Raw genomic sequence first — 19,023 nt, forward strand, 5'->3', positions numbered from 1 at the left:
CCCGGAAGGGATCGGGCCGGGATTGGTTGACGCCCTCGGATGATCCGCGATGAAGATGCGGGAACCTGCGACCGGCAGAAGCATCAGCTGCCGCCACCCGAAGCGCCCGCTGCCTTGCGCACGATGTTCGAGTTGATCCAGAGCGTGGCGTTCAGCTTGATCACGTTGTTGGCGCTGTCGAATTGCTCGACCGTGCTGCCAACCTGCGCCACGAACATGCGTTCGGACGGGCTGCCGCCTTGCGGGGCGTCGGTCAGGACGATGCGGAACGCATAATCGCCCTTGGCCTTCTCGGCTGCCACAAGCGCGATCTGGCCCGGATCGGTCGGATCATTGCCAAAGACAAGCTCCATCGTGCCAGCGTTGCGCGTCCCCTTGAGGCGGCGCGTCCTGCCAGACGTGATGCCGTCGAAGGTGATTTCCGCAGACGTATCGCCCGCCGAACCCAGGCCCTCGGCCTCGCCAACCTCAACCCAGGTCTGGCTGGTGAAATCGGCCTCCACAAAGTCCGTGCTTTTCGCGGAAAGCGCGCCGCCGATGAAGATGCGCGCGCCGTTGGTCGCGTAGATGGTCATTAACTCGTTTCCTTCTTGACGCGGCGCTCCAGCCTTTGCTTGGCGCCCGAATGACAGGGGGTGCAGAGGGGCGACCAGTTGTTCCTGTCCCAGAACAGAAGCTGGTCGCCCTTGTGCGGGATGATGTGATCGACAAGGGCTGCCGGGGCGCCGCAGAAGGCGCAGAAGGGATGCGACCGCAGGAAAGCCGCGCGGGCCTTCTCCCAATCTCTCGTGTATCCCCGCTGGCTGCTATTGGGCCGCCGCTGGTCGTGGCGGGCCTTCCGTTCAGCCGCGCGCCGGATCTGGCACGGGCAGGCCTCGCCAGAGGCGATCACCTTGCCGCATGAACAGATCCGGGGCGCGCGAACCGGCATCAGGGCCGATCCAGAGCTTTCAGGACCGCGACAGCGCCAGCCGCAACACTGGTGCCGCCCGCCTTGGTCAGCGACAGTCGGACATACCGCTTGAAGCCGACATAGCCCAGACGATAGGCCGCGTTCGCCTCCAGCGTGGCCGGGGCATCGCTATCGACAAGGGCTGCCGGTGCAGCCGTGAAGTCGCCCGGCTCGGTCGTGTCGCTTTCCTGGATCACAAGGCCGAAGTCGCCGGAACCTGCGATGGCGCCGGTCGTGACAATGAAGGTCACGCCGATGGCCGATTGCAGGTCAATCGCCGGGCCGGTCGTGGCCGCCGCCTGCACCGCAGGGGCAAGGGCCAGCTCGGCATTCAGGTTCGAGTAAAGATCACGCATTGCCGTTGCCCTCTCAGTTGGTCGCCATGCGAAGTTTGCGGAACTTGGCGGCCTGGATCACACGACCGCCCACGCGGCGGGTTGCGTGGAACCGGGTGATGCCGTTGGTGGCGCGGGAATAGGGGTCGACCAGAACCGACAGGCTCACGCGGTCCACGATCCGATAGCCCGAGAAATCGCCGTAGATGATCGGGAAGGCGCCGCTTGCGGGGTCGGGCATGTCGATCATCTCGACCACGGGACGGCCAAGGATGGTTTCGGGCTGGCCCGCCGCATAGGACGGCTGCCACAGGAACCGACCGTCGCCATCTTTGAGCTTGCGGATCGTCGCCAGGGTGCTGGCGTTCATGCCCCAGGCGCCCGCGTTGCGATAGGTCGCAGGCAGGGCATAAAGCAGGGTGATCAGCGCATCAGCCGACAGGTTCGTGGCATGGCCGTTCGGGGTGTATTCGATGGCCGCATGGGTCATCAGGCCCTCGGGGTCCAGAACGCCCGAACCGTTCACGAAGGCTGCCGCTTCCTTCTGCCCGAAGTCCTCGGCCAGAGCCAAGCGCACCTCGCGTTCGGCATCGCCGCCGCTGTCGGCCAGAAGCTGGTTGCTGACCTCGACAAAGGTGTTGATCTCGCGCACGGGGATCTCGGTTTGCCCGAAGGCCGGTTCCGAAGCCTCGCGGTCCTGCGTCTCGCCCTTCCATTTGGCGTTCGTGATGCTGGTGCGGGTCGGATAGACGACCGAAGGCGCAGCCGTGGCGCGGATGCTGGCAACGCTGCGCATCGGGCTGAACTCGACCAGATCGCGGATGAACTCTGCCGCCATCTCCGGGGGCGCCATGTAGCCGCCGCTCGGGTCGCTGTTGACGGTCAGGGCTTTCAGCTCGTCAGCCGGGGCGTTCGGGCCTTGGCGCAGGTAGTAGCCGAATGCCTTGGTTTCGTCGGACAGCGCCTTGTCCTCGGCCTTGCCTGCCGGTCGGTTGGCCTTGGCCTCCATCGCGTCCAGACGCTCGGCCAGCGCGCCCATCTTGGCCTCAAGCGGCGCCAGATCGGGGGTGTTGGTGTTTTCAGTCATGGTATCCTCGTTCGCCTCGAAGGCTTTTGCTGCGGTGATGCGCGCGCCGGGGTGCGCAGGCACCGCGACAAGCGAGATTTCCAGAAGGTTCAGATCCGCGATGACACGCCCGCCACCCTGCCGGGGTGCGGCCTTGGTCGTCGTGAAGCCAATGGACAGACCGCCCACGGCCTTCTCGCGGATCAGCGCCCGAAGCTCGCGGGCGCGCGGCACGTCCTCGATCAGAAGGCGTCCCTTCACGCGCAGGCCGTCCTCGGCCTCGGTGATTTCTTCCCAGACGCCAACCGCGTCCCGCTGGTCGTGAAAGGCCAGCATCGGCAAAGGCGGCAGGGCCTTGGCGAACGCGCCTTTCTCGATCAGGTCGCCAACCCGGTCAGGGGTGCCAAAGGGCCATGCGATGCCCTCCACAACGCCCGTTTCGTCAACCGTAAAGCTGGCCTTGCACTCGACATGCGTTGTCATCGGTCAGCCCCCCGGAAAGCGGCCCGGTCTGCCGCGAAGGCGTCAACCTGCGCCTGCACCCACAGCGCCGCGTTCAGCAGCCGCAGGACATTGGCATGGGTGAAGGGGACGGGCTGGCCGTCCTCGGTGATCTCCCAACCCAGGACACAGCGCGCCAGCATGTTCAGCCGGGCCTTCTCGCGGTCGCGGGCGGTCACGCGGCCATCGGCATCCGCCATCGCCGCCAGTTCGTCGGTGAACTGCAAGCGCGCCCGGTGCTGCGTCTCGCTGTCAGGGCCTGCGATGCGAAGCGTGATGCCGCAGGGCTTGCCGGTGACGGGATCGGCAAGCTCAAGGTCGCGCCCCCGGTCATGGTCCTGCGACTCGGCCAGAATGTCATTCAACTGCATGGATCAGCTCGATCTCGGTGCCAGCGTCGGTGAAGATCACGGGGACGCCGGGAAAGGCGGCCTCGATCTGCTTGCGGATTTCGTCGCGGGACGTCCGGGCCATCACGGCATTGCGCACGATGATTGCCAGAACCGGCTTGCGGTCCCCGTGGATCGGCTCGGCATGGGTCGGATTGGTCGTCATTCATCGCCTCCTTGCGGCGGGGCCGTGGTGATGTTCGGGTTAAGGAATTGATCGCCGCCCTCGCGCGGGGACAGGCCAAGCCATTCACGCCCCTCGTTGGGGTTGATCGTCTGGCTGGCGATCAGGCTGTTAATCGTCGTGGCGCGGGTCGCCAGATCGGCGCGCGTCAGGTCATCACGGTCGAAGCGAACCGCAAAACGCCCCCGCTCGGCATCGGACAGCAAAGCCCGCCCCAAGGCGCCCTCAAGGCTGCGCAGCCAAGGCTCCAGACAGTAGCTCAGGAACTCGCGCCCCATCTGTTCGGTGTTGCTCCACGTCGCCCGGTCCAGCTCGAACAGCATCGAAGGCGGGACGCGGAAGGCGCGGGCGATCTCAAGGATCTGGAACTTGCGGTTCTCAAGGAATTGCGCGTCGGTGCTGGCAAGCTGGAAGGCCTCGAACTCGGCACCGTCGAACAAGATGGCCGTCTTGCCACGCGCGCCGTTCTCATGCGCTGCCCGCCATGCGTCACGCGCCTTGCGCACCGCATCCTCGGCCATGCCCTTGGGGAATTTCAGCGCCCCGCCCGGTCGCGCACCGTTGCGGAACAGCTCTGCCGCGTGGTTGTCCAGAAGCACCGCCGTTCCGATGGCCTCACGCGCCAGCGACAGAAGGGATCGACCGAACGGGCCGCGCAAGTGAACGATGTTCGCCCGATCCTCGGGCCGGTTATCGACCGTGTAGCGCGGTTCCTGGGTGATCTGGTCGAACTCGACCTGGATAATCCCCGGCGCCATGGTGATCAGCTCGAACGGGCGACCGTTCACGCGGTTCACCCAAGCCAGCCCGCCAGCATCGCGCACTAGCGCCGCTGCGGTCAGATCGCGGATGAACTCGAAAGATGACGTCCAGCCATTGGCCTGCCCGGACAGCAGCGCATGGGCCGGATGATCGGGCGCGGGCCGCTCGGCATTGCCCTCTAGTGCGACAACGCCGCAGTCAAGGGTTGCAGCAGCCTCTGAAATCGCCCTGATCGCGGCGGAAACCGCAGGCACACGCAACGCCATGGCCTCGCCAACGGCCAAGCCCGAGGCGGTCGGGACAGCGCCGAACAGCTCCAGCAGAGCGGCATCGGGCGCAGAAAGGGCCTTGCTTTCGGAAGGCGGGCGACGGAAAAGGTTGAGCAGCTTCATACGGCTCAGAATAACGTCGCCTATTCTGCCCTATCAGATGCCAAACCATAGAAATACCTAGCAAATCCTATCACTGTCCCGCGCGACGGCCACGCAGCCACGCGCGCAACTCGGACAGGAAAGCGAAATGCGCGCCTGCCCCGTCCGGTTGGTAGATCGGCACGCCCGGCTTCCTCGCCCAGCGCCTCGCGGTCGCCACGCTCACACCAAGCGCCGCCGCGATGGTAGGAAGGCCCCAGAGCTTGCCAGTCGGGGGCGGTTCCAGCACCTCGTCCAGCCGCCACGGGTCCAGAGGCGGGGCGCCGTGAAGCGGATCACCTGCGCCGCCGAAATCCCCAATTCGGGCCGATATTGCGCGTTTGCCCCCGCGCCGGTCCCCGAGATAGTCCGAAAGTTGACGACCACCCCCGCCCGTCATGGCAGCACCCACGGCTTCCGGTCCTGGGATACGATGCGCAGGGTCGTGACGCGGAAGTCCTCGCGCATCACGTTGCTGCCCGCGAACCAGACGCAGCGACACAGGTTCATCGTTGGCACCACGTCACACACTGTCATCTCCGGGCCGCCGCTGTTGAGGCGAACCACGCTGCCCTCTTGGATCTGGTCATTCATCGGAAACCTCGCGGCCAGTCAGTCCGGTGTATGCCTGCGCCGCGCGGCGGGTGACGGCCCGGAACAGGGTCGGGTCAAGGATCGTCGTCACGGCACTATGGCCGCCAGCCGTCTTGCCAATCGGGCCTTGGACCCGCGCAATGCCGTCGCGTTCGGTCAGACAGCAGCCAGTCACGCCCAGGCCTGCGATGCGCAGGGTGAAGGTCGCCAGCAAGCGGGTGCCGCGATCATTCGGCTGGCCGTCGATGATGTTCACCTTGGTGATCGTGAACTCGTGGTCGGTTGTCATGCTCTAAGCCTCTCAAGCTAGGGGTAGTGGTAGATAAGGATGTCCCCGTTTTGGGGACTGGCAGGGGGTCAAAACATGCTGGTTTCGTCCCAGTTTTGGGGACGGCTCGTCCCAGTTTTGGGGACTGGTCGGCGCGTTTTCGTCCCGTTTATGGGGACGACACGTCCCGTTTTTGGGGACGGGATTTCGTTTTTTGACTCGTCACTCAATAAACCGTTGCGCCCTGTCGGATTGCTTGGCGCATGGGCGCGCACTGGGAAGTCATGGCCCTCTTGCCAGTGCAGGTAGAGCTTGCTGCCTGCGTGGCCCTCGCCCCCAGGCGTTGCCAGCTCTGTCAGCTCGTAGGTCGGGGGTGCGCCTTTGCCTTCCGTCCCCATCCGTCCGAAGGACGTCAGGACAATGAAGCCCTTGGCCTGTAGGTCGTGGAACGCCCGGCCCGCTGTCTTGAGATTGACGCCCAGCGCCTTGGCCGCCTCACGAACCGGCAGGCTGATCTTGCCGTTGTTGTTCGCCTGGGGGCCTTTCCATTCCATCTTGAGCCATGGGTAAAGCGCCTGCGCCGTGGTGCTTAGGGCGCGCCATGCGGGCGTCTCCATGGTGTTGCGGATCATCTTTGTGAAGTGTTCGGCCTTGGCCTCGTTCCTGCGGTCACGCCCCATAGGTCAGATCCTCCTGCCCGGCACATGCAATCCGCAGCAACATGCTGCGTTCCTCGGCCTCGACCTCACGCAGGTATTCCAGCTCCCACGCGGGCAGATGATGTTCGATGGCATCCTTGACCAACTGCCGGATCGTGTCGGGCGGGATGGCGTCTAGCTCGGCTGCGAAGTCATAGGGCCACCGCTGGTCTGCAATGCTGGTGCGCTTTGCCGGGCGCGTAGGAAGGCCCAAGGCCTCGACCTGCTCGTATGACAGGCCCAGCTGCTTGAAGCGCACGGGAACGTCATATTCCTGCCCGAACCGCTCCACCTTCTCTTGCAGCGATAGCGCCGCATCTTGGCCGGATCGGTCGAAGTCATACAGCGCGTAGATCACCAAGGTCTTGCCAGACCCTTGCAGGTTGTTCACGGCGCCATAGGCGAAGGTTTCGGACGAATAGCCTCCTGTCGGCATTAGCGGCACGTCATACTCGGACGTCACGGGATAGATGACGCCCGCCAAGGCCGATTTCTCAAGCCAGATCTCCACGGCCTCGTCGCTATTCGACCAGAGGGATTTGCGGTAAAGCCGGGCGGTGTCGCTTAAAGCGGCCTCCCATCCGTCATAGGTCCGGGGCTTGCGCATGTAGCGGGTCGAGTCAGAAATTGCATGGTAAGGCAGCCGTCCTGCCCGGCGCAGATCCAACACCTGCACCTGAACCTTTGCGTAGCCGCCTTCTGACTTGTCGATGCCCGGAACGCCCGCCACCGTAGCCGCATAGAAAAGCTGCCTGACAGTGACCGGGCCATGACGCTCTGCGTAGTCGATCAGGAAGCGCGCGCGGTCCTCCATCTCGTCCACAGTCGCGCGGCGGCGTTTTATAGGGCTAGCCTGATAAACCTCGTTCATGCGCGCCCCCTGCCCGGCAGGCCGCTGAAATCCGTTTTACAGTTGGCCGTGATGTTCTGGCGACGTTCACGGTTTTTGGCTAAACCGCTGGAAAACGGTTCCTTTGACAGATCAAGGCGTAAGGTGATTTGCCATGTAATCCTGCATTTTCCCTTCCTCATCGCCTCTTTTCATCCCCGCCCATATCCCTATGCTTGGCGCCAAGACAGGAAGGGTGATCACATGGCGCGTGCCGGAATCGATTATGGCGGGATGATGCATCGCGCGATGCAGGGCTTGATCGCCGAGGTGCTGCGCAAGATCGCGGACGAGGGATTGCCGGGCGAACACCATTTCTTCATCACCTTCGACACGCGCGACCCCGATGTGCAGATGGCCGATTGGCTGCGCGCCCGCTATCCCGAGGAAATGACCATCGTCATCCAGCACTGGTTCGACAACCTGACCGTGGATGACGAGGGCTTCACCATCACGCTGAACTTTGGCAATTCGCCCGAGCCGCTGCGCATCCCCTTTGATTCGCTGCGCACCTTCGTGGACCCTTCGGTCGAGTTCGGCCTGCGCTTCGAGACGCAGGACAGCGACGACGAAGACGACGAAGACGACGAAGACGAGGACGCCGAATACGAGCTGGATGCCGAGGATGACGGCGACGACACGCCCCCCTCGGGCGGGGGCGAGGTCGTGCGTCTGGACCGCTGGCGCAAATAGGGCCACGCAATGGACCTGCAGCCGCTGATCGAGGCATCGCTTCCGGTCCGCCTGCATGTCGCCGCGGTGCTGCCCGCGATCATCCTGGCGCCTGTCCTGCTTCTGGGGCGAAAGGGCACGCGGCGTCACCGCCTGCTGGGACGGATCTGGCTGGCGGCGATGGTGCTGACAGCCTCGACCGCGCTTTTCATCCACGAAATCCGCCTGTTGGGGCCGTTCTCGCCCATCCACCTGCTGTCGGTGCTGACGCTGTCCACGTGCTGGGTCATCATCCGCAGCGCCCGCGCGGGCCGCGTCGCCGCGCATCGCAGCGCGGTGCTCAGCCTCGTCTGGCTGGCGCTGGTCGGTGCGGGGGCCTTCACGCTGGTTCCGGGGCGGATCATGCATCAGGTCATGCTGACGCCGCAGGGCTGGGTCGGAGGCGCGATTCTGGCCGTGATCGCGGCGATGCTGGTCGTGCTGGCCTGGCATCCGGCCTCGTCGCCCTTTCGCCGGCCCAAAGGGCTTGCCTGATCGCGTCCGAACGGGCTTGATGCGGCCCGGTTCAGCAAAGGAAATCCCATGTCGGTCATGCGCGGCCTCTCGGCCTTTCCCATCACCCCCGCCACGCCCGATGGCCGCGTGATCGAGGCCGATCTGCGCCGGATCCTGACCCGGCTGGTTCGTGCCGGCGTGGACAGCATCGGCCTTTTGGGCAGCACCGGCAGCTATGCCTATCTGACGACAGACGAACGCCGCCGCACGCTGGAGATCGCACTGGACGTCGCGCGCGGCCGCGTGCCGGTGATCGTCGGCGTCGGCGCGCTGACCACCCGCGACAGCGTGGCGCTGGCCCGCCATGCGGCGGATGCGGGCGCGGACGGGCTGCTGCTGGCCCCGGTCAGCTACACCCCCCTGACCGAGGATGAGATCGCCACCCATTTTGCCGCCGTGGCGGATGCGGGCGGCCTGCCCTTGTGCATCTACAACAACCCCTCGACCACCCATGTCACGATGTCGCACGCCCTGATCGCGCGCCTCGCCGCCCTGCCCCATGTCGCTGCGATCAAGATGCCCCTGCCCGCGCAAGGCAGCATCGCCGACGAGGTCGCGGCCCTGCGCCCGGCTTTGCCCGAAGGCTTCGTGATCGGCTATAGCGGCGACTGGGGCTGCACGCGCGCGCTGCTGGACCGGGCCGATGCGTGGTTCAGCGTGGCGGCGGGGCTTTGGCCGGACATGACGCTGACGCTGTCCTGCGCAGCGCAGGCGGGCGACGCGCAGGGCACCGCCGCGACCGAGGACCGGTTCCAGCCGCTCTGGGATCTGTTCCGCCGTCATGGCAGCCTGCGCGTCGCCCATGCCGCCGCGCGCCTGATGGACCTGACCGAGGCCGATCCCCAGCGCCCTATCCTGCCCCTGCCCGACAGCGAAATGCCAGCCCTGCGCGCCGCGATCCGCGCGATGGAGGGGTGATGTTAGCGACGGCATACCGTCGCATACGAATTGCACCCAAAGCCCTGACCCGTTAAACCACGCGCGAAACCGTGAGGGAGCGACCCGATGACCAAGACCCGCACCGAAACCGACAGCTTCGGCCCGCTCGAGGTTGACGCCTCGAAATACTGGGGTGCGCAGACGCAGCGTTCGATCATCAACTTTCCCATCGGTTGGGAACGCCAGCCGGTCCCGATCATCCGCGCGCTTGGCGCGATCAAGCTAGCCGCCGCGCGGGTGAACCGCGCCAATGGCGACCTGCCCGCCGATCTGGCCGACGCCATGGAACAGGCCGCGATGGAAGTCTTTCAGGGCAAGTTCGACGACAACTTCCCGCTGGTCGTCTGGCAGACCGGGTCCGGCACGCAGTCGAACATGAACGCCAACGAGGTGATCTCGAACCGCGCCATCGAGATCATGGGCGGCGAGATGGGCTCGAAGAAGCCCGTCCACCCCAACGATCACTGCAACATGGGCCAGTCCTCGAACGACACCTTCCCGACCGCGATGCATGTGGCCATCGGCATGCTGGCCCGCGACACGCTGCTGCCGGGTCTGGAGAAGCTGGCCGGGGCGCTGGAAGCCAAGTCCGAGGAATTCAAGGACATCATCAAGATCGGCCGCACCCATACGCAGGATGCGACGCCCCTGACGCTTGGCCAGGAATTCGGCGGCTATGCCCATCAGGTCCGCAAGGGTATCGAGCGGGTGAAAGCCTGCCTGCCCGACATCTATGAACTGGCGCAGGGCGGCACGGCCGTCGGCACCGGCCTGAACACCAAGAAGGGCTGGGACACGGCCATCGCGGCGGAAATTGCCAAGATCACCGACCTGCCCTTTGTCACCGCGCCGAACAAGTTCGAGGCGCTGGCCGCGCATGACGCGATGGTCATGTTCTCGGGCGCGCTGAAGACGGTCGCGGGCAGCCTGTTCAAGATCGCCAACGACATGCGCCTGCTGGGCTCTGGCCCCCGTTCGGGCTTGGGCGAACTGATCCTGCCGGAAAACGAGCCCGGATCGTCGATCATGCCGGGCAAGGTGAACCCGACCCAGGCCGAGGCGCTGACCATGGTCTGCGCCCATGTCATGGGCAATGACGCCGCCGTGGGCTTCGCAGGCTCGCAGGGCCATTTCGAGCTGAACGTCTACAACCCGATGATGTCCTACAACGTGCTGCAATCCATGCAGCTTCTGGGCGATGCGGCCTCCAGCTTCACCGACAACATGGTGGTGGGGACGCAGGCCAACGTGAAACGCATCGACCAGCTGATGCGCGAATCGTTGATGCTGGTGACGGCGCTGGCGCCGACCATCGGCTATGACAACGCCACCAAGGTCGCCAAGACCGCGCACAAGAACGGCACCACGCTGCGCGAAGAGGCGATCAATCTGGGCTTCGTCGATGGCGAGACCTTCGACCGCGTCGTGCGCCCCGAGGACATGATCAGCCCCAAGGGCTGATCCCTCTTGACCATCAAGGCAAGGGCGCGCCAGATTGGCGCGCCCTTTTGCACAGCAAGGCCATGGCCATGACCAAGCCGATCAACCTGCGGCAGTTCCGCAAGAACCGCGCCCGCGACGAGGCCCGCGCGGCGGGCGACGCCAATGCCGCCAGACATGGCGAACCCCGCGCCCTGCGCGAGGCCCGTGAGGCCGAGGCCCGCCGCGTGGCCAAGCTGCATCAGGATCACCGCCGCGATGATTGACCTGCCACCCATGACCGCGCCGCGCAAACGCTCGGTCACGATCGAAGGGCATGCAACCTCGGTCTCGCTCGAGGATGCGTTCTGGCGCGCGCTGGACCAGCAGGCGCAGCTGGCGGGCCAGACGCGGGCCTGCCTGATCGGCCAGATCGACCGCGCCCGCCCGCCCGAGGTCGGGCTGGCCACCGCGCTGCGCCTGTTCGTGCTGGCGCAGGTTCAGGCGGGCGCAGACGCGGCCAGTTCGTCCCAGCACGCCAGCGCGTGACCGGCATACATCAGCGCCGGACCACCACCCATCTGGATGCACATGGCCAGCACATCGCACAATTCCTCGCGCGTTCCGCCCGCCTTCATCAGCGCCTCGACGTGGAAGTTGATGCAGGGCTCGCAGCGCTGCCCAAGGGCCGAGCCAAGCGCCACGAACTCCTTTTCCTTGACCGACAGCACGCCCTGATCCTTGGCGGCCTTGGTCAGCGCGCCAAAGGCGCGCGTCGCCTCGGGCATGGCCTTGTTCAGCGCGCGCAACTCGCCACGCATGGCGTCGATCTTGTCGGTGTAGCTCATTCATCCTCTCCTGCGGCGGGATCGCCGCAAGGCAGGATCGGTCAGGGCGGGGCGCGCCGCCTTGACCTCGATCAACTCACATTCCGCAGGCGGAATATTACCGCCGCAACCGCGCGATCAGCGAGGACGTGTCCCACCGTCCCCCGCCCATGCGCTGAACCTCGTGATAGAACTGATCCACCAGCGCGGTGACGGGCAGCGAGGCGCCGATCTCGTCGGCGGTCTCAAGGCAGATGCCCAGATCCTTTCGCATCCAGTCCACCGCGAAACCATGGTCGAAATGGCCCTGGGCCATGGTCTGGTGGCGGTTGGCCATCTGCCAGCTTCCGGCGGCGCCCTGGCTGATCACCTCGACCAGCAGGTCCGTGTCCAGACCCGCGCGTTCGGCAAAGGCCAGCGATTCCGACAGGCCCTGAACCAGCCCGGCAATGGCGATCTGGTTGCACATCTTGGCCATCTGCCCCGCGCCCGCGTCGCCCATCCGGCGGCAGATCCGGGCATAGGCGTCGATCACGGGCTCGGCCTTCGCGTAATCCTCGGGGGTGCCGCCGCACATGACCGAAAGCTGCCCGTTCTCGGCCCCCGCCTGCCCGCCAGAGACCGGCGCATCCACGTAGCCCAGACCGGCCTGACGCGCGGCCTCGGCCAGTTCGCGCGTGACCTTGGCCGAAACCGTGGTGTGATCGACAAAGACCGCGCCCGGCGCCATGCCCGCGAATGCGCCATCGGGGCCAAGACAGACCTGCCGCAGATCGTCGTCATTGCCCACGCAGGCCATCACGAAATCGGCCCCCGCCGCCGCCTCGCGCGGGGTGGGCGCATGGGCGCCGCCATGCTGGGCGACCCAGGCCTCGGCCTTGGCGGGGCTGCGGTTATAGACCGTCACCGCATGGCCCGCGCGCATCAGATGCCCCGCCATCGGAAAGCCCATCACCCCCAAGCCCAGAAACGCCGTCTTCGCCATGTCGCACCCTCGTTGCCGTGATCCTGCCCGCGCGCCCGCCTGCGTTGAAATGACCCGCGCGCTGGCTTATGGACCACAGCATCACCCGAAGCGCGGCGGGGTCAATCCCTTGCCGCCCGACAGCCGACCCTCAGCCCCAAGGACCACCCCCCGATGCTGACCCTGTTTCGCTGGCTGCTGCGGCTGACCGTGGGCCTTCTGGTTCTGGCGGTGCTGGCGGGGGTGCTGACCTGGTATTTCGCCGTCCGCTCGCTGCCCGATTACGCGACGAGCCACCGGGTCGAGGGCATCTCGGCCCCGGTCGAGATCGTGCGTTCGACCGAGAACGTGCCGCATATCTTCGGCGAGACGGATGCGGATGTGTTCTTCGCACTTGGCCTTGCCCATGCACAGGACCGGCTGTTCCAGATGACGCTGCTGCGCCGCACCGCGCAGGGCCGCCTGGCCGAGATCCACGGCCCCCGCGCCCTGCCGCAGGACGATCTGATGCGGCGGCTGGGGCTTTATGCGCTGGCCCGCCGCTCGGTCGAGGTGCAGGACGAGCCCACCCGCGAGGCGCTGGCCGCCTACGCGGCTGGGGTGAACCAGTGGATCCGCATCGTGAACGAGGGCGCGCGGGGACGCGGCGCGCCGGAATTCTTCCTGTTTTCCGACCAGATCGCCTATTGGCAGCCCGCCGATTCGCTGGCGATCCTCAAACTCTATGCGGCCAGCATGACCGATGCGGCCTCGGACGAGATCCTGCGCGCGCGCCTGTCTCTGGCCTGGCCGCAGCATGGCGCCGACATCGTGGCGCGGGCCGGCCTGCCCCGGCCCGCCGCGCCCTATGCCGACATCTTCCCCGAGGCCCGCTTTGCCAATCCCGAGCGGCGCAGCGACCGTGACGCCCTGCGCGCGCCCCTGACCTATCTGCGCCCCGGCCTGTCGCTTGGCGCGACCGCCTTTGCCGCCGCTCCCCGCCGCACCATTGGCGAGGGCGCGCTGCTGGCGGGCGATCTGCATGGCCGCCTGACGGCGCCGTCGCTGTTCTATCTGGCGCGGCTGGAGCTGTCCTCGGGCGGGGTGATCGGCGCGACGATCCCCGGCATGCCGCTGGTCCTGACGGGGCGCAACCCGCAGCTTGCCTGGGCGCTGACGCCCGCGGGGCTGGACGACGCCGATATCGTCATCGAAGAGGTCCAGCCGGGCAATCCGAACCGCTATCGGGGCCCCGAGGGCTGGCTGGATTTCGAGACCCGGCGCGAGCTGATCCGCGTGCTGGACGGCGAGGATCAGACCATCACCCTGCGCGACACCCGCAACGGCCCCGTCGTGCCGGGGCTGGAGGCGGGGCTGCGCGATGTCGTGCCGATCGGCCATGTCGCCGCGCTGCGCTGGACCGGCCTGACGCCTGAAGATGCCAGCATGTCGGCGCTGATGGCGCTGATGCGCAGTTCCGACGCCGACCGCGCGGCCGATGCGCTGCGCCCGCTGGTCGCCCCCGCGCTGAACGTGCTGCTGGCCTCGGATGATGCAGTCCATTCGCTGATGGCGGGCGCCTTGCCGCAGCGCGGGGCCGACCACCCCACCGCCGGGCTGCTGCCCGCGCCGGGCTGGCTGCAAACGGCCGATTGGGCGGGCCTGACGCAACTGGCCGATACGCCGGTCCAGCCCGAAAGCGGCATGGCGCTGGCGACCGAGGGACCGGACCGGCAGGACCCGAGGCGGTCGCGGCTGGCGCGTCTGCTGGGCGACCGCGAGGTCCATTCGCGCGACAGCTTCATCGCCGCGCAACTGGACATCGTCAGCCCTGCGGCACGCGCGCTGCTGCCCGTGGTGGGCGCCGATCTGTGGTTCACCGGCGATCCTGCCGCGCCGGGCACGCCCGAACGCCAGCGTCAGGACGCGCTGGCGCTGCTGGCGGAATGGGACGGCGCCATGAACGAGCATCTGCCCGAACCGCTGATCTATTCCGCGTGGATGGGCGCGCTGCAGGACCGCCTGATCCGGGACGAGATCGGCCCCTTGGCCGACGACATCCACAGCCTGCAACCGGCCTTCATCGAGGCCGCCTTCCGCAATGCCAACGGCGCCGCGCGCTGGTGCGACATCGTCCAGAGCGCGGCGACCGAGGATTGCGTGACCATCGCGCGGCAATCGCTGGACCGCGCGATTCAGGACCTGACCGCGCGCTTTGGCCCCGATGTGGAAAGCTGGCGATGGGGCGACCGGCACGAGGCGCGCCATATCCATCCCGGGCTGGGCAACCTGCCCGCTCTGGGCTGGATCACGAACATCACGCAATCGGTCTCGGGCGGGGATTTCACCGTGGCGCGCAGCGGACTTTTCGGACGCGGGTCCCAGCCCTTTGCCGCCGAGGATGGCGCGACCTTCCGGGGCGTCTTTGATCTGGCCGATCCCGATTCTTCGGTCTTCATCATCTCGACCGGGCAGTCGGGCCATCCGCTGTCGCGCCATTACGACGACCTGTCGCGGCTGTGGCGGCGGGGTGAATATGTGGGCATGTCGCTGGACCCGGCGCTGGCGCGGGCGGCGGCGGTCGGGATCACCACGCTGACCCCGGCGAACTGAACGCGGAAATGCAAACGGGGGGCGCAAGGCCCCCCGTCACGACGATCATCGGCCGCGATCAGAAATGGATCGCGCGGCCATAGGCGTCCAGAACCGCCTCGTGCATCATCTCGGACAGGGTCGGATGCGGGAAGACCGTCTCCATCAGGTCCTGTTCGGTCGTCTCAAGCTGGCGGCCGATGACATAGCCCTGGATCAGTTCGGTCACCTCGGCGCCGACCATGTGGGCGCCCAGCAATTCGCCGGTCTTGGCGTCGAAGACGGTCTTGACCATGCCCTCGGGTTCGCCCAGCGCGATGGCCTTGCCGTTGCCGACAAAGGGGAAACGTCCGACCTTGATGTCGTAGCCCTGTTCCTTGGCCTTGGCCTCGGTCAGACCCACCGACGCGACCTGCGGATGGCAATAGGTGCAGCCCGCGATGCTGCCCGGCTTGATCGGATGGGGATGCTTGCCCGCGATCAGTTCCGCGACCATCACGCCCTCGTGGCTGGCCTTGTGCGCCAGCCAGGGAGCGCCTGCCAGATCGCCGATGGCATAGACGCCCTCGACCCCGGTGCGGCAATATTCATCAGTGATGACATGGGTGCGGTCGACCTTGATCCCGGCTTCTTCCAGACCCAGACCTTCGGTATTGCCCACGATGCCCACGGCCGAGATGACCGTGTCGAAATCCTGCGTCTCGACCTTGCCGCCGACCTCGATATGCGCGGTGACGGTCGCGCCCTTGCGGTCCAGCTTCTTGACCGCGGCCTTTTCCATGATCGTCATGCCCTGCTTGACGAACTGCTTTTTCGCAAAGGCGCTGATCTCGGCATCCTCGACGGGCAGGACGCGGTCCATGACCTCGACCACGGTGGTCTTGGCGCCAAGCGTGTTGAAGAAGCTGGCAAACTCGATGCCGATGGCGCCCGACCCGATGACCAGCAGGTTCTTGGGCATATGCGGCGGCACAAGGGCGTGCTTGTAGTTCCAGACCAGCTTGCCGTCGGGCTCGAGCCCCGGCAGCTCGCGGGCGCGGGCGCCGGTGGCCAGCACGATGGATTTCGCGGTGATCTCCTCGGTGCCCTTGTCGGTCTTGACCGAGACCTTGCCCTTGCCGGCCAGCTTCGCCTCGCCCATGATGACCGTAACCTTGTTCTTCTTGAACAAGTGTCCGATCCCGCCGGACAGCTGCTTGGCCACCCCGCGCGAGCGTTTCACCACGGCATCCAGATCATAGCCGATCCCGTCGGCCTTCAGCCCGAAATCCTTGGCGCGGTGCATCAGGTGATAGACCTCGGCCGAGCGCAGCATCGCCTTGGTCGGGATGCAGCCCCAGTTCAGGCAGATCCCGCCCAGATGCTCGCGCTCGATGCAGGCCACCTTGAGGCCCAGCTGCGCACCCCGGATCGCGGCCACATAACCGCCCGGTCCGGCGCCGATCACCACCATGTCGAAACTCTGGGCCATGACATTCCCCGCTGCCTGAAAGATAGTTCAGCGTTAAACCATTTGCGCGCAGGCGGCAAGCGCGCCCTCGGACGGCGCTGCCATCGACGCTCATGCGGTGTTCGGGGCGTTGTCCGACTGGGCCTCGTCCAGCACGATCTCGACCGCGACGGGGGTGGCGCTTGGGGTGATGATGGCAAAGCTGCCCTGTTCGTCGGGCGTCAGCGCGCGGCGCTGCGTCGTGCGCCAAGCGGCATAGGCGGTCAGCGCGGCCAGCAGAACGCCCATATAGACCCAGTAGCCGTCCGGCCCGATCGCGCCCATCAGCCAACCCGTGATGACCGGTCCGCCCATGCTGCCGATGCCGTAGATGAACAAGAGCCCCGCCGAGGCCGAGGCCATGTCGCTCTGATCAAGATAATCGTTCGTGTAGGCCAGAAGCAGCGCATAGATCGGATTGGCAACGCCCCCCATGACCGCCCCGGCAATGATCAGCCCGACCGTTCCCGGCTGCGCGGCGATCACCATCAGCCCGCAAAGGCCGCCGATGGCCGACAGGATCAGCACCAGCTTGCGCCGGTCATAACGATCCGAGATCCAGCCGATCGGGTATTGCAGCACCAGCCCGCCCGCATAGATCGCGGCCACGAACAGGCTGATCTGCGCCACCGACAACCCGATCATCGCCCCCCAGACCGAGGACATGCCCGAAAGCGCCGCAAAAACGCCCCCCATCAGGAAAATCCCCACACAGCCAAGCGGCGAGGCGCGGTAAAGACGGCCGAACGACATCCGCTTGATCGTCTCGAACTGGGGGGCGGGCTGGGCCGACAGAAGGATCGGCGTGAAGGCCAGCGAGACCAGCACCGAGGGGATGATGAACAGCAGATAGCCCGCCGGATCGCCCACATTCAGCAGCGCCTGCGCCACCACGATGCCCAGAAGCTGCACGATCATGTAGGCCGACAGCGACTGACCCCGGTTCTCGTTGGTCGAACCCGCATTCAACCAGCTTTCCGCCGTGACATAGACCCCGCAGAAGCAGAACCCGATCAGAAAGCGCAAGAGCGACCAGCTGATCCAGTGCGGCTCGACCGCGAACAGGACCAGACCCGCCGAGATCAGCGAGCCAAGCGCCGCGAAGACCCGCACATGGCCGACATGCTTGATCAGGTCCGGCACCAGCAGGCTGCCCAGCAGGAAGCCGCCGAAATAGGCCGACATGACCAGCGACATCAGAAAGGTCGGGATGCCCTCGATGTCGCCCCGGATGCCCAGCAGCGTGCCCTGCATCCCGTTGCCGACCATCAGCAACAGAATACCCAAAAGAAGGGGCCAGGTGGTGCGCAGAACCGAGATCATGGCGGCCTCGTCGTCAGGGGCGTAAAAGGGTCAGATCGACTGCCCTAAAGCCTCTGGCGACGATGGGCCAGCCCCGAAGCGAGCTTACGGGATCAGCAGCGACGCGTCGCCATAGCTGAAGAAACGATAACGCTCGCGGACGGCATGTCCATAGAGATCCATGATCTTTTCCGCACCCATCAGCGCCGAGACCAGCATCATCAGGGTCGATTTGGGCAGATGGAAATTGGTCATCAGCCCGTCCGTCACACGGAATTGAAAGCCGGGATAGATGAAGATGTCGGTGGCCCCGTCAAAAGGCGCGACCTGCCCCGGTCCCGTCGCCGCAGATTCGATCAGCCGCAACGCGGTGGTGCCCACCGGGATCACGCGCCGCCCTTCGGCCTTGGCGCGATTGATCTGGCCGGCGGCCTCGGGCGTGATGAAGCCACGCTCGGCATGCATCTTGTGGGTGGTCACGTCCTCGACCTTGACCGGCAGGAAGGTGCCCGCGCCGACATGCAGCGTGACATGCACGAATTCGACCCCGCGCGCAGCCAGCGCCTCCAGCAGCGGCTGGTCGAAATGCAGACTGGCCGTGGGCGCTGCGACCGCGCCGTTCTGGGCGGCCCAGACGGTCTGGTAATCCTCGTGATCCTGCTCGTCCGGGGCACGGAGCGACGCGATATAAGGCGGCAGCGGCATCGCCCCCACCTGCCGCAGCGCCGCGTCAAAGGCATCGCCCTCGGCATCGAACACCAGCCGCAGCCCGGTCTCGCCGATCTCGGCCACCGTGGCAGAGAGGTCATCGCCGAACTGGATCACCTCGCCCTGCCTGAGCTTGCGCAAGGGCTTGGCCAGCGCCTGCCAGCCCTCGGCAGAGGGCTCCAGCAGCGTGACCTCGATCCCGGCCACTGCATCGCCCTGCGGCGTCGGCCGCGTGCGCGTGCCGTTCAGCCGCGCGGGGATGACGCGCGTATCGTTCAGCACCAGCAGATCGCCGGGCCGCAGCACCATAGGCAGATCCCTGACACGGCGGTCGGCGACAGCCCCGCCCTCGGCATGCAGCAGCCGGGCCGAACTGCGCGGACGCGCGGGCCGGGTCGCGATCAGCTCATCGGGCAGGTCGAAATCGAAATCGGACAGTTTCATGCGCCCGCTTCTGCGTTCTCCGCGCCGCTCCGTCAAGCAGCCGTGATCTCCAAGTAAAAAACTCGGCCTTTACACAACCGACAAA

24 protein-coding genes are annotated in these 19,023 nt (G+C 66.2%); 7 read left to right on the top strand and 17 right to left on the bottom strand.

All coding sequences use genetic code 11. From position 1 onward, the window contains the following. Positions 1–83 precede the first annotated feature (83 nt). From ACTZWU_RS06485 to ACTZWU_RS06540, 12 genes are all read right to left on the bottom strand, one after another. A complete protein-coding gene (locus tag ACTZWU_RS06485; protein WP_444736549.1) occupies positions 84–575 on the bottom strand; it encodes a hypothetical protein in 492 nt (163 codons plus the stop codon). Then, positions 575–931 (bottom strand): HNH endonuclease signature motif containing protein, encoded by a 357-nt coding sequence (locus tag ACTZWU_RS06490; RefSeq protein WP_444736550.1) that lies wholly within the window; start codon positions 929–931, stop codon positions 575–577. The genes ACTZWU_RS06485 and ACTZWU_RS06490 overlap by 1 nt, the downstream gene beginning before the upstream one ends. Beyond that, a complete protein-coding gene (locus tag ACTZWU_RS06495; RefSeq protein WP_444736551.1) occupies positions 931–1,308 on the bottom strand; it encodes a hypothetical protein in 378 nt (125 codons plus the stop codon). Before ACTZWU_RS06495 ends, ACTZWU_RS06490 begins: the two co-directional genes overlap by 1 nt. Positions 1,309–1,321: 13 nt before the next feature. Then, the gene (locus ACTZWU_RS06500) at positions 1,322–2,836 is read right to left on the bottom strand and encodes a phage major capsid protein (RefSeq protein WP_444736552.1); all 1,515 of its coding nucleotides are present in this window, start codon (positions 2,834–2,836) and stop codon (positions 1,322–1,324) included. After that, complete coding sequence (locus tag ACTZWU_RS06505) at positions 2,833–3,225, bottom strand: hypothetical protein (RefSeq protein WP_444736553.1); 393 nt, start codon at positions 3,223–3,225, stop codon at positions 2,833–2,835. The genes ACTZWU_RS06500 and ACTZWU_RS06505 overlap by 4 nt, the downstream gene beginning before the upstream one ends. After that, positions 3,212–3,409 (bottom strand): hypothetical protein, encoded by a 198-nt coding sequence (locus ACTZWU_RS06510; protein ID WP_444736554.1) that lies wholly within the window; start codon positions 3,407–3,409, stop codon positions 3,212–3,214. Before ACTZWU_RS06510 ends, ACTZWU_RS06505 begins: the two co-directional genes overlap by 14 nt. Then, the gene (locus tag ACTZWU_RS06515; protein ID WP_444736555.1) at positions 3,406–4,581 is read right to left on the bottom strand and encodes a phage portal protein; all 1,176 of its coding nucleotides are present in this window, start codon (positions 4,579–4,581) and stop codon (positions 3,406–3,408) included. The genes ACTZWU_RS06510 and ACTZWU_RS06515 overlap by 4 nt, the downstream gene beginning before the upstream one ends. A gap of 70 nt (positions 4,582–4,651) precedes the next feature. Continuing rightward, positions 4,652–4,849: a helix-turn-helix transcriptional regulator gene (locus tag ACTZWU_RS06520; RefSeq protein ID WP_444736556.1), complete on the bottom strand. Its 198-nt coding sequence runs from the start codon at positions 4,847–4,849 to the stop codon at positions 4,652–4,654. A 146-nt stretch (positions 4,850–4,995) separates the two neighbouring features. Next, on the bottom strand, positions 4,996–5,193 hold the full coding sequence (locus tag ACTZWU_RS06525; RefSeq protein WP_444736557.1) for a YodC family protein: 198 nt from the start codon (positions 5,191–5,193) through the stop codon (positions 4,996–4,998). After that, positions 5,186–5,482 carry a hypothetical protein gene (locus ACTZWU_RS06530; RefSeq protein WP_444736558.1) on the bottom strand — a complete coding sequence of 99 codons (297 nt, stop codon included), beginning with the start codon at positions 5,480–5,482 and terminating at the stop codon, positions 5,186–5,188. Before ACTZWU_RS06530 ends, ACTZWU_RS06525 begins: the two co-directional genes overlap by 8 nt. A gap of 68 nt (positions 5,483–5,550) precedes the next feature. Next, positions 5,551–6,141: a hypothetical protein gene (locus tag ACTZWU_RS06535; RefSeq protein ID WP_444736559.1), complete on the bottom strand. Its 591-nt coding sequence runs from the start codon at positions 6,139–6,141 to the stop codon at positions 5,551–5,553. Beyond that, positions 6,131–7,030, bottom strand: coding sequence for a hypothetical protein (locus tag ACTZWU_RS06540; protein ID WP_444736560.1), 900 nt, complete (start codon positions 7,028–7,030; stop codon positions 6,131–6,133). Before ACTZWU_RS06540 ends, ACTZWU_RS06535 begins: the two co-directional genes overlap by 11 nt. Before the next feature lie 222 nt (positions 7,031–7,252). Between ACTZWU_RS06540 and ACTZWU_RS06545 the strand changes: the two genes are divergently transcribed. The 6 genes from ACTZWU_RS06545 (at position 7,253) to ACTZWU_RS06570 (ending at position 11,182) form a co-directional block, all read left to right on the top strand. Next, positions 7,253–7,741 (top strand): SspB family protein, encoded by a 489-nt coding sequence (locus tag ACTZWU_RS06545; protein ID WP_444736561.1) that lies wholly within the window; start codon positions 7,253–7,255, stop codon positions 7,739–7,741. Positions 7,742–7,750: 9 nt separating this feature from the next. Then, positions 7,751–8,254: a DUF2306 domain-containing protein gene (locus ACTZWU_RS06550; protein ID WP_444736562.1), complete on the top strand. Its 504-nt coding sequence runs from the start codon at positions 7,751–7,753 to the stop codon at positions 8,252–8,254. A gap of 48 nt (positions 8,255–8,302) precedes the next feature. Next, positions 8,303–9,193 (top strand): dihydrodipicolinate synthase family protein, encoded by an 891-nt coding sequence (locus tag ACTZWU_RS06555; RefSeq protein WP_444736563.1) that lies wholly within the window; start codon positions 8,303–8,305, stop codon positions 9,191–9,193. 87 nt (positions 9,194–9,280) lie between these two features. Beyond that, positions 9,281–10,675: a class II fumarate hydratase gene (gene fumC / locus ACTZWU_RS06560; protein ID WP_444736564.1), complete on the top strand. Its 1,395-nt coding sequence runs from the start codon at positions 9,281–9,283 to the stop codon at positions 10,673–10,675. Positions 10,676–10,743: 68 nt separating this feature from the next. Next, positions 10,744–10,920: a DUF4169 family protein gene (locus tag ACTZWU_RS06565; protein WP_444736565.1), complete on the top strand. Its 177-nt coding sequence runs from the start codon at positions 10,744–10,746 to the stop codon at positions 10,918–10,920. Beyond that, positions 10,913–11,182, top strand: a complete 270-nt coding sequence (locus tag ACTZWU_RS06570) for a ribbon-helix-helix domain-containing protein (protein WP_444736566.1) — start codon at positions 10,913–10,915, stop codon at positions 11,180–11,182. The genes ACTZWU_RS06565 and ACTZWU_RS06570 overlap by 8 nt, the downstream gene beginning before the upstream one ends. Here ACTZWU_RS06570 and ACTZWU_RS06575 read toward each other — a convergent pair. Then, on the bottom strand, positions 11,134–11,481 hold the full coding sequence (locus ACTZWU_RS06575; RefSeq protein ID WP_444736567.1) for a carboxymuconolactone decarboxylase family protein: 348 nt from the start codon (positions 11,479–11,481) through the stop codon (positions 11,134–11,136). The genes ACTZWU_RS06570 and ACTZWU_RS06575 overlap by 49 nt on opposite strands. A 97-nt stretch (positions 11,482–11,578) precedes the next feature. After that, a complete protein-coding gene (locus ACTZWU_RS06580; protein WP_444736568.1) occupies positions 11,579–12,445 on the bottom strand; it encodes an NAD(P)-dependent oxidoreductase in 867 nt (288 codons plus the stop codon). Positions 12,446–12,598: 153 nt separating this feature from the next. Here ACTZWU_RS06580 and ACTZWU_RS06585 point away from each other — a divergent pair, with 153 nt between their 5' ends. Further along, entirely contained in the window at positions 12,599–15,016 is a 2,418-nt protein-coding gene (locus ACTZWU_RS06585) for a penicillin acylase family protein (RefSeq protein ID WP_444736569.1), read from the top strand. A gap of 58 nt (positions 15,017–15,074) precedes the next feature. On the opposite strand, the gene lpdA is transcribed toward ACTZWU_RS06585, so the two are convergent. The 3 genes from lpdA to queA all read right to left on the bottom strand — a co-directional run bounded on the left by lpdA (position 15,075) and on the right by queA (position 18,938). Next, positions 15,075–16,466, bottom strand: coding sequence for a dihydrolipoyl dehydrogenase (gene lpdA / locus ACTZWU_RS06590; protein ID WP_444736570.1), 1,392 nt, complete (start codon positions 16,464–16,466; stop codon positions 15,075–15,077). A 90-nt stretch (positions 16,467–16,556) separates the two neighbouring features. Next, the gene (locus ACTZWU_RS06595; protein WP_444736571.1) at positions 16,557–17,807 is read right to left on the bottom strand and encodes an MFS transporter; all 1,251 of its coding nucleotides are present in this window, start codon (positions 17,805–17,807) and stop codon (positions 16,557–16,559) included. 84 nt (positions 17,808–17,891) lie between these two features. Then, positions 17,892–18,938 (bottom strand): tRNA preQ1(34) S-adenosylmethionine ribosyltransferase-isomerase QueA, encoded by a 1,047-nt coding sequence (gene queA / locus ACTZWU_RS06600; RefSeq protein WP_444736572.1) that lies wholly within the window; start codon positions 18,936–18,938, stop codon positions 17,892–17,894. Between the last annotated feature and the right edge of the window lie 85 nt (positions 18,939–19,023).

Source organism: Paracoccus sp. NSM, from assembly GCF_052379855.1.
Classification (GTDB): domain Bacteria; phylum Pseudomonadota; class Alphaproteobacteria; order Rhodobacterales; family Rhodobacteraceae; genus Paracoccus.